We start from the raw sequence: 15,796 nt of genomic DNA on the forward strand, positions 1-15,796 counted from the left end.
CATGTTCGGCATTACCGACATCACCACGTACATCATCGGCGTGGTGGTCATCGTGCTGCTGCCTGGACCGAATTCGATGTTCGTGCTCAGCGTGGCCGCGCGTGACGGCGTGCGCCGTGGCTATCGCGCGGCGCTGGGCGTCTTCGTCGGTGATCTGGTGCTGATGGTGCTGGCGTCCGCCGGAGTCGCGTCGCTGCTGCGCGCCTACCCGTCGCTGTTTTTCGCGCTGAAGTGGGCGGGCGCTGCATATCTCGCCTGGCTGGGCATCAACATGCTGCGCAGTGCCTGGCTGGGCTGGCGTCGCGATCCGGACGCAGCGCCGCTCGCGCCGATGGTCTCGACCCGCGATCCGTTTCACCGCGCGCTGACGATCAGCCTGCTCAATCCGAAGGCGATCCTGTTCTTCCTGTCGTTCTTCATCCAGTTCGTCGATCGCGGCTATCCGCATCCGGCGCTGTCGTTCGCCGTGCTCGGCACGATCGCGCAGATCGCCAGCTTCACCTATCTGAGCACGCTGATCCTGTTCGGGCACCGCCTCGCCGCGGCGTTTCGCGCGCGGCGGCGCTTGAGCGCCGGGGCGACCGGCGGGGTCGGGGCCCTGTTCCTGAGTTTCAGTGCGCGGCTGGCAACAGCCGCCATCCATTAAATCGAGTCGAAGATGCCGAAACGTACAGACCTCAACAGCATCCTGATCATCGGCGCCGGGCCGATCGTCATCGGTCAGGCCTGCGAGTTCGACTACTCCGGCGCCCAGGCCTGCAAGGCGCTGCGCCAGGAAGGCTATCGCGTCATTCTCGTCAACTCGAATCCGGCGACCATCATGACCGACCCGGAGATGGCGGACGCGACCTACATCGAGCCGATCCGCTGGCAGTCGGTCGCCAAGATCATCGAGAAAGAACGGCCGGACGCGCTGCTGCCGACCATGGGCGGGCAGACTGCGCTGAACTGCGCGCTCGATCTGGCGCGCGAAGGTGTCCTGAAGAAATTCGAGTGCGAGCTGATCGGCGCCAACGAGCGCGCGATCGATCTGGCGGAAGACCGGTCCAAGTTCCGCGACGCGATGACCGAAATCGGTCTTGGTTCGGCGCGCTCCGATGTCGCGCACACGATGGAGGAGGCGCGGCGCATCCAGCAGGATATCGGCTTCCCGGTGATCATCCGGCCGAGCTTCACGCTCGGCGGCTCGGGCGGCGGCGTTGCGTACAACGTCGAGGAGTTCGAGGAGATCGTGCTGCGCGGCCTCGATCTGTCGCCGACCACCGAAGTGCTGATCGAGGAGTCGCTGCTCGGCTGGAAAGAGTTCGAGATGGAAGTCGTCCGCGATCGCAAGGACAACTGCATCATCGTCTGCTCGATCGAGAACTTCGACCCGATGGGCGTGCATACCGGCGACTCGATCACGGTCGCACCCGCGCAGACGCTGACCGACAAGGAATACCAGCTGCTGCGCAATGCGAGCATCGCGGTGTTGCGCAAGATCGGCGTCGATACCGGCGGCTCGAATGTGCAGTTCGCGATCAATCCGGACAACGGCCGCATCATCGTCATCGAGATGAACCCGCGCGTTTCGCGCAGTTCGGCACTGGCCTCGAAGGCGACCGGCTTTCCGATCGCCAAGATCGCCGCCAAGCTGGCGGTCGGCTACACGCTCGACGAGTTGCAGAACGACATCACCGGCGGCGCGACGCCGGCCTCGTTCGAACCGAGCATCGACTACGTCGTCACCAAGATTCCGCGCTTCACGTTCGAGAAATTCCCGCAGGCCGATTCGCGGCTGACCACGCAGATGAAGTCGGTCGGCGAGGTGATGGCGATGGGCCGCAATTTCCAGGAGTCGCTGCACAAGGCGATGCGCGGGCTGGAAGTCGGCAGCGACGGCTTCGATCCGATCGTCGAACGCACCGCGGGCGGCTACAGCGACGAGGCGATGAACCGCATCCGCACCGAGCTGGCGATCCCGCGCGGTCAGCGGCTGTGGTACGTCGGCGATGCGTTCCGCGCCGGGCTGTCGGTCGAGGATGTCTTCAAGCTCAGCAAGATCGACGTCTGGTTCCTCGAACAGATCGCCGAGCTGATCGCCGTCGAAGGCGAAATCGCGGTGCAGAAGATCAGCAAGCTCGAAGCGGCCGATCTGCGGCGCTACAAGCGGCTCGGCTTTTCCGATCGCCGTCTCGCCAGGCTGCTCGGCGTCAAGGAGGACTCGGTGCGCCGTGCCCGCCACAAGCTTGGCGTGCGGCCGGTCTACAAGCGGGTCGACACCTGCGCCGCCGAGTTCCCGACCTCGACCGCGTATCTGTATTCGAGCTACGACGAGGAATGCGAGGCGCAGCCGACCACGCGCGACAAGATCATGATCCTCGGCGGTGGCCCGAACCGTATCGGTCAGGGCATCGAGTTCGACTACTGCTGCGTGCACGCCGCGCTGGCGCTGCGCGAGGACGGCTACGAGACCATCATGGTCAACTGCAATCCGGAGACCGTGTCGACGGACTACGACACCTCCGATCGCCTGTACTTCGAGCCGCTCACCTTCGAGGACGTGATGGAAATCATCGACCTCGAAAAGCCCAGGGGCGTGATCGTGCAGTTCGGCGGCCAGACGCCGCTGAAGCTGGCGCGCGCGCTGGAAGCCGCCGGCGCGCCGATCATCGGCACGACGCCGGACGCGATCGACCTCGCCGAAGACCGCGAGCGCTTCCAGAAACTGGTCGAGAAGCTCGGCCTGCTGCAACCGCCGAACGGCGTCGCGACTTCCGAGAAGCAGGCGCTGAACGTCGCGGCCAAGGTCGGCTATCCGCTGGTCGTGCGGCCGAGCTACGTGCTCGGCGGCCGTGCGATGGAAATCGTTCACGACGACGATGACCTCAAGCGCTACATGCGCGAAGCGGTGCAGGTTTCGAATGATTCACCGGTACTGCTCGACCGATTCCTCAACAATGCAGTCGAGGTGGACGTCGATGCCCTGGCCGACGGCAAGGACGTCGTGATCGGCGGCATCATGGAGCATATCGAGGAGGCCGGCGTGCATTCCGGCGACTCAGCCTGCTCGCTGCCGGCGCACTCGCTGCCGAAGAAAGTGCTGGAGGAAATCCGCACGCAGATCGTCAAGCTGGCCAGGGCGCTGAACGTGGTCGGCCTGATGAACACGCAGTTCGCGGTGCAGGACGGCAAGGTCTATCTGCTGGAAGTCAATCCACGCGCCTCCCGCACGAGCCCGTTCGTGTCGAAAGCGATCGGTCGGCCGCTGGCGAAGATCGCCGCGCGCTGCATGGCGGGGCAGAGCCTGAAGAGCCAGGGTGTCACCAGCGAGATCGTGCCGAAGTACTACTCGGTCAAGGAATCGGTGTTCCCGTTCGCCAAGTTTCCGGGGGTCGATCCGCTGCTCGGGCCGGAAATGCGCTCGACCGGCGAGGTCATGGGCACCGGCAAGCATTTCGGCGAGGCGTTCAACAAGGCGCTGCTGGCGGCCGGCATGACCGTGCCGCGCTCGGGTACGACCTTCATTTCCGTACGCGATCAGGACAAGAAAAAGGCGGTCGAGCTGGCACGCCTGGTCACCGGCAAGGGCTTCAAGGTGGTGGCGACGCACGGGACCGCAGCGATCATCCGCAAGGCTGGCATTGCCTGCGAAGGTGTCAACAAGGTCAAGGAAGGCCGGCCGCACTGCGTCGACATGATCAAGAACGGCGAAATCCAGTTCATCGCCAACACCACCGAAGGCAAGCAGTCGATCGAGGAATCACGCTCGATCCGCGGTGCGGCGATCCAGCACAAGGTTTGCTATTTCACGACGATTGCCGGTGCGCTGGCGGCCGCGGTGGCGATGGATCATCTCGACGAAGTCGACGTCAACCGCCTGCAGGCCCTGCACAGCGGACTGCGCTGATCGGCACCGGTGGCGCGGCGCCGGTTTTGGCGCCGCCCCCCGGCAGTGGTATCTTTAGCCATCCCGTTGAAACTTTCGCCGGCTTTCGGGTCGGCGCGAGGCTTTATTTGTCCACGTCGAGAACCGGGACTCCAGAACATGAACAAGACCCCCATGACGCTGCGCGGCGCCGAACAGCTGCGCGAAGAACTCCGTCAACGCAAGAGCGAGCTGCGGCCGAAGATCATTGCCTCGATCGAGGAAGCGCGCGCGCACGGCGATCTCAAGGAAAACGCCGAATATCACGCGGCGCGCGAACAGCACGGCTTCAATGAAGGCCGTATCCAGGAAATCGAAGCCAAGCTGGGCAGCGCGCAGATCATCGATCCGACGCAGGTGGCCGCCAACGGCAAGGTGATCTTCGGCGCCACCGTCGAGCTGGCTGACGCCGACAGCGGTGCCGAGCAGACCTGGCAGATCGTCGGCGAGGACGAGGCGGACGTGAAGGCGGGCCGGATTTCCCTGAACAGCCCGATCGCCAAGGCCCTGATCGGCCGCGGCGAGGGGGATGTCACCCAGGTCGTCACGCCGCAGGGTGTGCGCGAGTTCGAAATCGTCAGCATCCGCTACGTGTGATTCGGCGCCGCCGCGCCGCCGGGCCTTGAACGAGAAGGAATCGGCCGCAGTTAACGGCCATGTCGCTTGCCAACATGACGCAGAAACGCCGCCCCAGTTCCGCCCGCTGGCTCGCCGAGCACGAGGCGGACACCTATGTGCAGGAGGCTCGCCGCCTCGGTTTCCGCTCGCGCGCCGTTTTCAAGCTCAAGGAAATCCAGGAAAAGGACCGCATCCTGCGGCCCGGCCAGATCGTCGTCGATCTCGGTGCCGCGCCCGGTGGCTGGAGCCAGTACGCGCGGCCGGTGCTGGGCGCCAAGGGACAGCTGTTCGCACTCGACATCCTGCCGTTCGAACCGATTCCCGGTGTCGACATCATCGTCGGCGATTTTCGCGAGGACGCGGTCCTGCTGCAGCTGGAGAGCAGGATCGGCGACCAGTCGGTGGATGTCGTGCTCAGCGACATGGCGCCGAACGTCAGCGGCATCGACGTCGCCGATCAGGCCGGCAGCATCCATCTCTGCGAGCTGGCGCTGGAATTCGCCAAGGCCCATCTCAAGCCGCGCGGCACGCTGATCGTCAAGATCTTCCAGGGCGACGGGTTCGACGCCTATCTGAAGGAAATGCGCGCGGCGTTCGAGACCGTCACGATCCGCAAACCCAAGGCCTCACGGCCGCGTTCCCGCGAAGTCTATTTGCTGGCGCGCAACTTCCGTGCGGTGTAATGTGCAATCGTCAATAAATCCGACAGGCTCCCGACGTTGAACGATCTGGCAAAAAACCTCCTGCTGTGGGTCATCATCCTGGTCGTGCTGATGGTGGTGTTCCAGAGCTTCTCGTCGCACTCGCGTTCGCAGTCGCCGCTCGCCTATTCGGAATTCATCGATCAGGTGAAGGACGGCAACGTCGGCGAAGTGACCATCGACGGCCAGGTCATCCGTGGCGAGATGAAGGGCGGCACGCCGTTCGTCAGCATCAGCCCGGAAACCGACAACAGCGCGATGGTCGGCACGCTGCTCGACAACAAGGTCAAGTTCAGCGGTTCGCTGCCCAAGGAAACGCCGATCCTGCTGCAGTTGCTGTTCAATGCTTTCCCGATCCTGCTGCTGATCGCGGTCTGGGTCTACTTCATGCGCCAGATGCAGGGTGGCGGCGCCGGTCGCGGTGCCATGTCGTTCGGCAAGTCGCGGGCGCGCATGCTCAGCGCCGATCAGGTCAAGATCACGTTCAACGACGTGGCCGGCTGCGAAGAAGCCAAGCAGGAAGTCTCCGAACTGGTCGACTTCCTCAAGGATCCCGGCAAATTCCAGAAGCTTGGCGGCAAGATCCCGCGTGGCGTGCTGATGGTCGGCTCGCCGGGCACCGGCAAGACGCTGCTCGCCAAGGCGATCGCCGGCGAGGCGGGTGTGCCGTTCTTCACGATCTCCGGTTCGGATTTCGTCGAGATGTTCGTCGGCGTCGGCGCCTCGCGCGTGCGCGACATGTTCGAGCAGGCCAAGAAGCACGCGCCGTGCATCATCTTCATCGACGAAATCGACGCGGTCGGTCGTCATCGCGGCGCCGGTCTCGGCGGTGGCCATGACGAGCGCGAGCAGACCCTGAACCAGTTGCTGGTGGAAATGGACGGCTTCGAGGGCAGCGAAGGCGTGATCGTCATCGCCGCCACCAACCGACCGGACGTGCTCGATCCGGCACTCCTGCGCCCGGGTCGTTTCGACCGTCAGGTCGTTGTGCCGTTGCCGGACGTGCGCGGCCGCGAACAGATCCTGAAAGTTCACATGCGCGCGGTGCCGCTGGCGGACAACGTCAAGGCCGAAATCATCGCGCGCGCGACGCCCGGGTTCTCCGGCGCCGATCTTGCCAATCTGGTCAACGAGGCGGCGCTGTTCGCTGCACGCGCCAGCAAGCGTCTGGTCGATCACGACGATTTCGAGCGCGCCAAGGACAAGATCATGATGGGCGCCGAGCGGCGCTCGATGGTGATGTCCGAGAACGAGAAGAAACTCACCGCCTACCACGAGGCCGGCCATGCGATCGTCGGCCTGTCGGTGCCGGAACACGATCCGGTCTACAAGGTGACGATCATTCCGCGCGGCCGTGCGCTGGGCGTGACGATGTTCCTGCCGGAAGAGGACCGCTACAGCTACACCAAGCAGCGGCTGAATTCTTCGATCTGTTCGCTGTTCGGCGGTCGCATTGCCGAGGAAGTGATCTTCGGGCCCGAGAAGGTCACGACCGGTGCCAGCAACGACATCGAACGTGCGACCGAAATTGCCCGCAACATGGTCACCAAGTGGGGTTTGTCCGACAAGCTCGGGCCACTGGCCTACTCGGACGACAACAGCGAAGTCTTCCTGGGCAAGTCGGTGACGCAGACCAAGAGCGTCTCGGACGAAACCGCGCACACGATCGACGAGGAAGTGCGCAAGATCATCGAGAAGAACTACGCGTCGGCCAAGAGCATCATCGTCGGCAATCTCGACAAGCTCCATGCGATGGCGGCGGCGCTGATCAAGTACGAAACGATCGACACCGAGCAGATCAAGCGCATCTTTGCCGGTCAGGAGCCGGGTGCGCCGGAGAGCTGGAACGACGACAGTTCGCGTCCGAGTGGCGGCAGCGGGCCGACCGCGCCACAGCCGCTCGGTGGCTTGTCGCCGCAGCCGACGCCGAAACCGGCGAGCCAGCAGACCTGATCCACAAGGCCGGCCCCGCGCCGGCCTTGTCGTTTCACGCCGTCCCCGTTTTCGCGTTGTCCCGCCACGTCGCCCACCATGCAGCTGAAATTGCCGCAGCGTATTCTGTCGCTTGATGCGCCGCTGGTGATGGGCATCGTCAACTGCACGCCCGATTCTTTCTCCGGCGACGGTCACGGCGCCGATCCGGACGCGGCGTTGATGCAGGCGCGCCAGATGATTGCCGACGGTGCCGCGATCATCGACATCGGAGGCGAGTCGACGCGACCCGGTGCGGTGGCGGTCGGCGAGACCGAGGAGATAGCGCGCGTGGTGCCGTTGATCGCCGCCCTGCGCCGCGAATCGCAGGTCGTGATCTCGGTCGACACCATGAAACCGGCGGTGATGCGCGCGGCCTGCGCAGCCGGCGCGGAAATGATCAACGACGTCTCGGCGCTGCAGGCGGACGGCGCACTGGACGCCGCCCGCGAGGCCGGCGCCGCTGTCTGCCTGATGCACATGCAAGGCCGGCCCGGGACCATGCAGCGCGCACCGCACTACGACGACGTGACGCGCGAAGTCGCGGCCTTTCTGGCCGCGCGGATCGCGGCCTGCGAAGCCGCGGGAATCGACCGCCGCCACCTTTGCATCGATCCCGGCATCGGTTTCGGCAAGCGGCTCGATCACAATCTCGATCTGCTGCGTGCGCTGGGCCCCCTTCAGGCGCTGGCCTGTCCGCTGCTGCTTGGTATTTCGCGCAAATCGCTGTTCGGCGAACTGCTCGGGCGGCCAGCGAACGAACGCCTGCCCGGCACACTGGCCGCCACGGCCATTGCCGTCTGGCAAGGGGTCGCTATAGTGCGCACCCACGACGTCAGGGCAACGGCCGATGCAGTTCGCGTCGCGCAGGCCCTGCGCATCAATCAGGGGATGGCGTGAGTCGGCAGTATTTCGGAACCGATGGAGTGCGTGGACGGGTCGGGCAGTCGCCGATGACGCCCGAATTCGCGCTCAAGCTGGGTTGGGCGGCGGGCCGCGTGTTCGGTCGCGGTCTGCCGGGCGCGCGCGTCGTCGTCGGCAAGGACACACGGCGCTCGGGCTACATGTTCGAATCGGCGCTTGAAGCCGGCTTTGCCGCCGCCGGCGTCGAAACCGATCTGCTCGGGCCCTTGCCGACGCCGGGCGTCGCGTATCTCACGCGCGCGCTGCGGGCGCAGGCCGGGGTGGTGATTTCGGCCTCGCACAATCCGCACCACGACAATGGCGTGAAGTTCTTCGGGCCGGACGGCCGCAAGCTCAGCGACGAGATCGAACTCGAGATCGAACGACTGATCGATGCGCCGCTGGAGTGCGTGGCACCGGACCAGCTCGGCCGCGCCAAGCGCATCGACGATGCGGCCGGCCGCTACATCGAATTCTGCAAGGGCACGTTCGGCGAGAAGAATCTGCACGGTCTGAAACTGGTACTCGATTGCGCCAACGGCGCGGCGTATCGCGTCGGCCCGGCGGTCTTCGAGGAACTGGGTGCCGACGTCACGGTCATCGGCAATCATCCGAACGGCCTCAATATCAATGCCGCTTGCGGGTCCACGCATCTCGATGCGCTGAAGGCAGCGGTGTTGCGCAGCGGCGCGGCACTCGGTATCGCGCTCGACGGCGACGCCGATCGTTGCCTGATGGTCGACGAACGCGGCGAGCCGATCGACGGCGACCAGATTCTCTACGTGATCGCGCAGTGGCGACAGGCCAACGGCGAACTGCGCGGGCCGGTGGTCGGCACGCAGATGTCCAACCTCGGCGTCGAACGCGCGTTCGATGCGCTCGGCATTGCCTTCCAGCGCGCGCAGGTCGGTGATCGTCATGTGATGGAAATGCTGCAGGCCAGTGGCGGCATGCTGGGCGGCGAGGGCTCCGGCCACATCATCTGTCTCGACAAGACGACGACCGGCGACGGTCTGGTCAGCGCGTTGCAGGTACTGGCCGCGCTTCGCGCGCAAGGCAAGAGTCTTCCCGAAATGCTGTCCGGTCTGCGCTTGTTTCCGCAGGTGCTGATCAATGTGCCGGTGCAGGCGCGGGCGGCCGACATCCTCGCCCGATCGAGCGTCCTGGCTGCGCAGGACGAAGCGCGGGTGCGTCTCGGACGGCGCGGCCGCGTGCTGCTGCGGGCATCCGGGACCGAGCCCTTGATTCGTGTCATGGTCGAGGCTGATGACATGGCGCTGACGCAGGCTGTTGCAGAGTCGCTCGCGGCTGCCGTCCGCGGAACCGCTGACTGAGATCAGTCTGTCTTTTTATCGAAGCGAAACGAGAAACGGAGCAAGAAGATGGCGCGTCGCAAGCTGGTCGCGGGTAACTGGAAGATGAACGGTGCGCGTGATGCAAACGCCGCGCTCGTACATGACATCACTTTCGATTCCAAGCGCTTCCCCGGGATCGACATCGTCATCTGTCCGCCGGCCGTGTACATCGAATCGGTGGCCGCGGCGCTCAGCGGCAGCAGCGTCCAGCTCGGCGGGCAGACGCTCTGCGAGCAGGAAAAGCCCGGTGCGTTCACCGGCGAGATCCACGGGGGCATGCTCAAGGATGTCGGCTGCTCGCACGTCATCGTCGGTCATTCCGAGCGCCGTGCCCTGTATGGCGAAAGCGATGCACTGGTGGCGCAGAAATTCATCACTGCCCAGACCTGCGGTTTGCAGCCGATACTCTGCCTGGGCGAAACGCTCGCGGAGCGTGAGTCGAATCAGACCGAGACAGTGCTCGCGCGTCAGCTCGCGGCGGTGCTCGACGCCGCCGGCATCCAGGCGTTCAAATCGGCGATCGTCGCCTACGAGCCGGTGTGGGCGATCGGCACCGGGCGCACCGCCAGCGGCGAGCAGGCGCAGGCGGCCCACGCATTTATTCGTGGTCAGCTCGCCCGGGCGAATGCTAAAATCGCAAATTCAACCCGCATTCTTTACGGTGGCAGCGTCAAGGCCGACAACGCCGAGTCGCTGTTCGCCAATGCCGATGTCGATGGCGGCCTGATCGGCGGCGCATCCCTGAAGGCGGCGGAATTTCTCGCGATCTGTGCAGCCGCACAGACGCTGTGTCAGTGAGTCGAGCATGTATACGATTTTGGTGATTGTGCAGGTCCTGGTGGCGGTGTCGCTGGTTGGTCTGATCCTGATTCAGCACGGCAAGGGCGCCGACGCCGGTGCGGCGTTCGGCAGCGGGGCGTCCGGCACGGTGTTCGGTTCGCGCGGGTCGGCAAACTTCCTTTCGCGGTCGACGGCGTGGCTGGCAACGGTGTTCTTCGTCGTCAGTCTGGCGCTGGCCTATCTGGTGCATGGACAGCGCAGCGCCAGTGATTCGGTGGTCGATCGGGCTGCCGCAGCGGCGCCCGCGCCGGTGGTGCCGGCCGAAACCAACCCGGCGCCGGCAAGCAGCGCATTGCCCGCTGAAGAAAAGAAGGCGCCGGCCGTTCCGGAGTAGAGACAAATCGATAACGAGGCGCTAGAATTCGCGCCCCGTTGCGGTCCCCCCGAATGCCCACGTGGTGGAATTGGTAGACACACTACCTTGAGGTGGTAGCGGCGAAAGTCATGGGAGTTCGAGTCTCTCCGTGGGCACCAAATGAGGCGGGAGCTGCAAGCTGATTTTGGAATTGAAGAACTGGAACGAAGCCGGTTTTTCAATGCAGCAAGTAGCAAGGATGGTTGCGGATATGCGCCTGATTTGCTATAGTTTTTGCTTACCCGGTGCGGGGTGGAGCAGTCTGGCAGCTCGTCGGGCTCATAACCCGAAGGTCGTAGGTTCGAATCCTGCCCCCGCTACCAATATGTTGGCTTGAAAAAGGCCCCTTCGTGGGCCTTTTTTGTTGGATTTTTTTGGACCTTGCGGTATCGGAAGTTTTGTTTTTGGAGTGTGCATGGCGTCCGTCCAGGAGCGTCTGGAGCAAATGCTGGAGCCGGTGATCGCGAGCCTCGGCTACGAATTGCTGCTGCTCGAATACAGCCCCAGCCCGAAGAACGCGATGCTGCGTCTTTACATCGACGCGGCCGCCGGCATCACGCTCGACGATTGTGAGCGCGTCAGCAAGGAAGTTGCGGGTGTGCTCGATGTCGAAGATCCGATCCGCAGTGCGTACCGTCTTGAAGTGTCGTCGCCGGGCCTCGATCGGCCGCTGGTGAAACCGGCGCATTTCCAGCGTTTCATCGGTCAGCAGGCGCGCGTGCAGTTGATGGCGCCGCTCAATGGCCGGCGCCGTTTCATTGGCGCGATTGTCGGTGCGGACGAGGATGTCGTGCGCATCGAAACTGAAGAAGGTGTTGCCGAAATTCCGCTGGCCGAGATCGACAGGGCACGGCTGGTTCCGGATTACGATCAGGAGTGAAGCTAGGCATGAACAAGAACATCCTGCTGATGGTCGACGTCGTTTCCAACGAAAAAGGCGTCGAGAAAGAGCTGATCTTCGAGGCGCTTGAAGCGGCCTTGGCGTCCGCCGCGAAGGAGCAGTACGGCGACGAGTCGGAACTGCGCGTGGCGATCGATCGCGAAACCGGCGAATACGAGACGTTCCGGCGCTGGACCGTGCTTGAGGACGACAGCGAGGATTTCGAATTTCCGGAGCGCCAGATCAAACTGTCGTATGCCGGCAAGGAACAGGAAGGCGCTGTCGCCGGCGACGTCATCGAGCGCAAGGTCGATTCCGTCGATTTCGGTCGCATCGGCGCGCAGAAGGCCAAGCAGGTCATCGTCCAGAAAGTGCGCGAAGCCGAGCGTGCGCAGATCGTCGAGGCCTACCAGGATCGCGTGGGCGAGTTGATCTCCGGCCAGGTCAAGCGCCTCGAGCGCGGCAGCGTGATCGTCGATCTCGGCGGCAACGCCGAAGCGATCATCCTGCGCGACCATCTGATTCCGCGCGAGCCGGTCCGCCCCAGCGATCGCATCCGTGGCTATCTTTATGAAGTCAGCCCGCAGGTTCGCGGCCCGCAGCTGTTCCTGACGCGCACGTCGCCGGAGTACCTGATGGAGCTGTTCAAGCTCGAGGTACCGGAGATCGCGCAGGGGCTGATCGAACTCAAGGGTGCGGCTCGCGACCCGGGTCTGCGCGCGAAGATCGCGGTGCAGGCCAAGGACAAGCGCATCGATCCGGTCGGTGCCTGCGTCGGCATGCGCGGTTCGCGCGTGCAGAGTGTTTCCAACGAACTCGCCGGCGAGCGCGTCGATATCGTGCCCTGGGACGAGAACATCGCGCAGTTCGTGATCAATGCGATGGCGCCGGCCGAAGTCGAGACCGTGGTCGTCGACGAGGAAGCGCATGCGATGACGATCGGCGTGTCCGAGGAGAAGCTCGCACAGGCGATCGGTCGCGGCGGCCAGAATGTGCGCCTGGCGTCGGAGCTGACCGGCTGGGTGCTCAATGTCATGACGACCGCCGATGCGGAGTCGAAGAAGGACGAGGAGAACCAGTCGGTGCTGGAGATGTTCATGGAACATCTCGACGTTGACGCCGAAGTCGCCGGCGTGCTGGTCCAGGAAGGCTTCACGACCCTGGAAGAAGTCGCCTACGTGCCGGCCCAGGAAATGACCGAGATCGAGGAGTTCGACGAGCAGATCGTCGAGGAGCTCCGCAACCGTGCGCGCGACGTGCTGCTGACCAAGGCGATCGCCAAGGCCGAACAGCGCGCCCATGCGCAACCGGCCGAGGATCTGCTCGCGGTCGACGGAATGGATGAAGACACGGCCTACCAGCTTGCCGAAGCGGGATATGCCACGTGCGAGGCGCTTGCCGATCTCGCGACCGACGAATTGCTCGAATCTCTGCCGGATTTTGGCGAGGAGCGCGCATCGAAACTGATCATGTCGGCGCGCGCCAAAGCCTACGCGTGAGATTGACTCAGGAATCTGGGCTCGCGCCCGGGGAGTACGGATGTCAACCGTAACTGTTCAAGATTTTGCCAAAGAGCTGAATCGTCCTCTCGACGAACTGCTCTCGCAGTTCAAGGAAGCGGGCGTTTCCGTCAAGGACGCGTCGTCGTCGGTTTCGGCCGACGACAAGGTGGCGCTGCTCAACTATCTGAAGCAGAAGACCGGCACCGCGACCACTGCAGAGCCGCGCCGCATCACGCTCAAGCGCAAGGAAACCACCGAGCTGAAGCTGGGTGGCGGTCGTGGTGCGCCTTCGAAGACCATCAGCATCGAGGTGCGCAAGAAGCGCACTTTCGTCAAGACCGAGGAACCGGTGGTTGCCGAGCCGGAACCGGTCGCCGAGCCGGATCCCGAAGCGCTGCGCGCGGCAGAGGAAAAGCGGGCTGCGGAACTGGCGAAGCGCGAGGCCGCCGAACAGGCAGCAGCCGAAGCCAAGGCCAGGGCCGAGCAGGCACAGGCCGAGCGCCAGCAACGCGATGAAGCCGAAGCCGCCAAACGTGCGGAGCTTGAAGCCGCCGGCAAGGCCGAGCGTGCCGAGCACGAGCGTCTGCTGAAGGAAGATCCGCTCTACCGCGAAAAGTGGGAACGCGAACAGGCGCGCAATCGCGCGTCCGAGAACATTCGCCGCGCCGCCGAAATGGCGCGTGCCAATGCCAGCCAGCCGCGTCCGGCGGCCGCGCCGAGTCGTCCGTCACCGGCCGCCGGCCGCGCCGCTCCGTCTGCCGTGGCGCCGAGCGCGCCCAGCTCGCCGGGCAATGATCGTGGCCGCGGCGGGCGTGACGATCGTTCGCACCGCCAGGAGTTGCATCTGGCCGAAGGCAAGGGCGGCAAGCGCGACAAGAAGCAGCGCAAGCCCTCGGGCCGCATCAAGTTCGACAACGCACACGGCTTCGAAAAGCCGGTCGCGCCGATCGTCCGTGAAGTCGAGGTGCCGGAAGCCATCACCGTCGGCGAGCTCGCCAACCGCATGGCGGTCAAGGCGGTCGAACTCATCAAGGTCATGATGAAGAACGGCGTCATGGCGACGATCAACCAGACCCTCGATCAGGACACGGCCGCACTGATGGTCGAGGAGATGGGGCACAAGGCGCGCATGGTCAAGGCCAGCGATTTCGAGGACAGCCTCGAGCAGGCGGTCACCGGTGAATCGCAGGACGACGGCGAGCGCGCCGGACGTCCGCCGGTCGTGACGATCATGGGACACGTCGATCACGGCAAGACCTCGCTGCTCGACCATATCCGCAAGACACGTGTTGCCGCGGGTGAAGCCGGCGGCATCACCCAGCACATCGGCGCGTATCACGTCGAGACGGCGAAGGGCATCATCACTTTCCTCGACACGCCGGGTCACGCGGCGTTCACGCGCATGCGTGCGCGTGGTGCGCAGGTCACCGATATCGTCATCATCGTGGTGGCGGCGGACGACGGCGTGATGCCGCAGACGCGCGAGGCGATCCAGCACGCCAAGGCGGCCAAGGCGCCGATGATTGTCGCGATCACCAAGATCGACAAGCCGGACGGCGATCTCGATCGCGTCAAGAACGAGCTGTCGAAGGAAGGCGTCATTCCCGAAGACTGGGGTGGCGACACCCAGATCGTCGGCGTTTCGGCATTCACCGGTCAGGGCGTCGATGATCTGCTTGATGCCATTCTGGTGCAGGCGGAAATTCTCGAACTGACGACCCCGGTCGATGCGCCGGCGCGCGGCAACATTCTGGAAGCCTCCATCGAGAAGGGCCGCGGTCCGGTTGCAACCGTGCTGGTTCGTGACGGCAATCTGCGCCAGGGCGACGTCATCCTGTCCGGTCCGCATTTCGGTCGCGTGCGTGCCATGTTCGACGAGAACGGCAAGCCGGTGAAGGAAGCCGGGCCGTCGATTCCGGTGCAGGTGCTCGGTTTGTCCGGGGCGCCGGACGCCGGCGACGATGTCGTCGTTGTTGCCGACGAACGCAAGGCGCGCGAGCTCGCGCAGCTGCGTGAACAGAAGCTGCGCGAGCAGAAGCTGGCGCAGAACCAGGCGATCCGCATGGAGCAGGTCTTCGCGAGCATGGGCCAGGGCGAGCAGAAGACGCTCAACATCATGGTCAAGGCCGACGTGCAGGGCAGTGCCGAAGCCATCACCGAAGCGCTGCGCAAGATCCCGAGCGAAGAGGTCAAGGTCAATGTGCTGTCGACCGCGATCGGCGGCATCAACGAATCGGACGTCGATCTGGCGGTTGCGTCGAAGGCGATCATCATCGGCTTCAATGTCCGCGCCGACGGCGCCGCCCGCAAGCGCGTCCAGGACACCGGCGTCGACGTCCGCTACTACTCGATCATCTACGAGATCATCGACGACGTGACCGATGCGGTTTCGGGCCTGCTCGGCACCGAGACGCGCGAACAGATCGTCGGTATCGCGCAGGTTCGCGACGTGTTCCGCAGCTCGGTGATCGGCAATATCGCCGGCTGCCTCGTGATCGAGGGTTCCGTACAGCGCAACCTGCCGATTCGCGTGCTGCGCAACCAGACCGTCGTCTACGAAGGCGTGCTCGAGTCGCTGCGCCGTTTCAAGGACGATGTCAGCAAGGTCGAGGCCGGCACCGAGTGCGGCATCGGCGTCAAGGACTACAACGACGTCAAGGCCGGCGACCAGATCGAATGCTTCCAGCGCATCGAAGTCCGGCGCACCGTGCAAGCAGCGGCGCTTGCCTGAGTGATCGGGCCGGGTGTCGAACCCGGCCCGACG

Annotated in this window: 12 protein-coding genes and 2 tRNA genes; all 14 read left to right on the top strand. The window is 64.4% G+C overall.

The genetic code is table 11. The features are described from left to right. Position 1 precedes the first annotated feature (1 nt). On the top strand, positions 2–646 hold the full coding sequence (gene leuE / locus G7Y85_RS15270) for a leucine efflux protein LeuE (RefSeq protein ID WP_166259060.1): 645 nt from the start codon (positions 2–4) through the stop codon (positions 644–646). 12 nt (positions 647–658) lie between these two features. Then, on the top strand, positions 659–3,889 hold the full coding sequence (carB, locus tag G7Y85_RS15275; RefSeq protein ID WP_166259063.1) for a carbamoyl-phosphate synthase large subunit: 3,231 nt from the start codon (positions 659–661) through the stop codon (positions 3,887–3,889). 138 nt (positions 3,890–4,027) lie between these two features. Continuing rightward, the gene (gene greA / locus G7Y85_RS15280) at positions 4,028–4,504 is read left to right on the top strand and encodes a transcription elongation factor GreA (protein ID WP_166259066.1); all 477 of its coding nucleotides are present in this window, start codon (positions 4,028–4,030) and stop codon (positions 4,502–4,504) included. A 74-nt stretch (positions 4,505–4,578) separates the two neighbouring features. Next, entirely contained in the window at positions 4,579–5,208 is a 630-nt protein-coding gene (gene rlmE / locus G7Y85_RS15285; RefSeq protein WP_166259685.1) for a 23S rRNA (uridine(2552)-2'-O)-methyltransferase RlmE, read from the top strand. A gap of 36 nt (positions 5,209–5,244) precedes the next feature. Continuing rightward, a complete protein-coding gene (gene ftsH, locus G7Y85_RS15290; RefSeq protein WP_166259069.1) occupies positions 5,245–7,179 on the top strand; it encodes an ATP-dependent zinc metalloprotease FtsH in 1,935 nt (644 codons plus the stop codon). A 78-nt stretch (positions 7,180–7,257) separates the two neighbouring features. After that, positions 7,258–8,097, top strand: a complete 840-nt coding sequence (folP, locus tag G7Y85_RS15295; protein WP_166259072.1) for a dihydropteroate synthase — start codon at positions 7,258–7,260, stop codon at positions 8,095–8,097. After that, positions 8,094–9,434, top strand: a complete 1,341-nt coding sequence (glmM, locus tag G7Y85_RS15300; RefSeq protein ID WP_166259076.1) for a phosphoglucosamine mutase — start codon at positions 8,094–8,096, stop codon at positions 9,432–9,434. Before folP ends, glmM begins: the two co-directional genes overlap by 4 nt. 48 nt (positions 9,435–9,482) lie before the next feature. Further along, complete coding sequence (tpiA, locus tag G7Y85_RS15305; RefSeq protein WP_166259080.1) at positions 9,483–10,253, top strand: triose-phosphate isomerase; 771 nt, start codon at positions 9,483–9,485, stop codon at positions 10,251–10,253. A 7-nt stretch (positions 10,254–10,260) separates the two neighbouring features. Beyond that, entirely contained in the window at positions 10,261–10,629 is a 369-nt protein-coding gene (gene secG / locus G7Y85_RS15310) for a preprotein translocase subunit SecG (protein WP_166259083.1), read from the top strand. 55 nt (positions 10,630–10,684) lie between these two features. Continuing rightward, a tRNA-Leu gene (locus G7Y85_RS15315) sits at positions 10,685–10,769 on the top strand. A 127-nt stretch (positions 10,770–10,896) separates the two neighbouring features. Continuing rightward, positions 10,897–10,973 (top strand) — tRNA-Met (locus G7Y85_RS15320). Between the two features lie 92 nt (positions 10,974–11,065). Then, positions 11,066–11,530 carry a ribosome maturation factor RimP gene (gene rimP / locus G7Y85_RS15325; protein WP_166259087.1) on the top strand — a complete coding sequence of 155 codons (465 nt, stop codon included), beginning with the start codon at positions 11,066–11,068 and terminating at the stop codon, positions 11,528–11,530. An 8-nt stretch (positions 11,531–11,538) separates the two neighbouring features. Beyond that, a complete protein-coding gene (nusA, locus tag G7Y85_RS15330) occupies positions 11,539–13,029 on the top strand; it encodes a transcription termination factor NusA (protein ID WP_166259090.1) in 1,491 nt (496 codons plus the stop codon). Positions 13,030–13,069: 40 nt separating this feature from the next. Next, on the top strand, positions 13,070–15,763 hold the full coding sequence (infB, locus tag G7Y85_RS15335) for a translation initiation factor IF-2 (RefSeq protein ID WP_166259093.1): 2,694 nt from the start codon (positions 13,070–13,072) through the stop codon (positions 15,761–15,763). Positions 15,764–15,796: the final 33 nt, after the last annotated feature.

Source organism: Solimonas terrae (genome assembly GCF_011067135.1).
In the GTDB taxonomy this organism is placed as follows: Bacteria; Pseudomonadota; Gammaproteobacteria; order Nevskiales; family Nevskiaceae; genus Solimonas; species Solimonas terrae.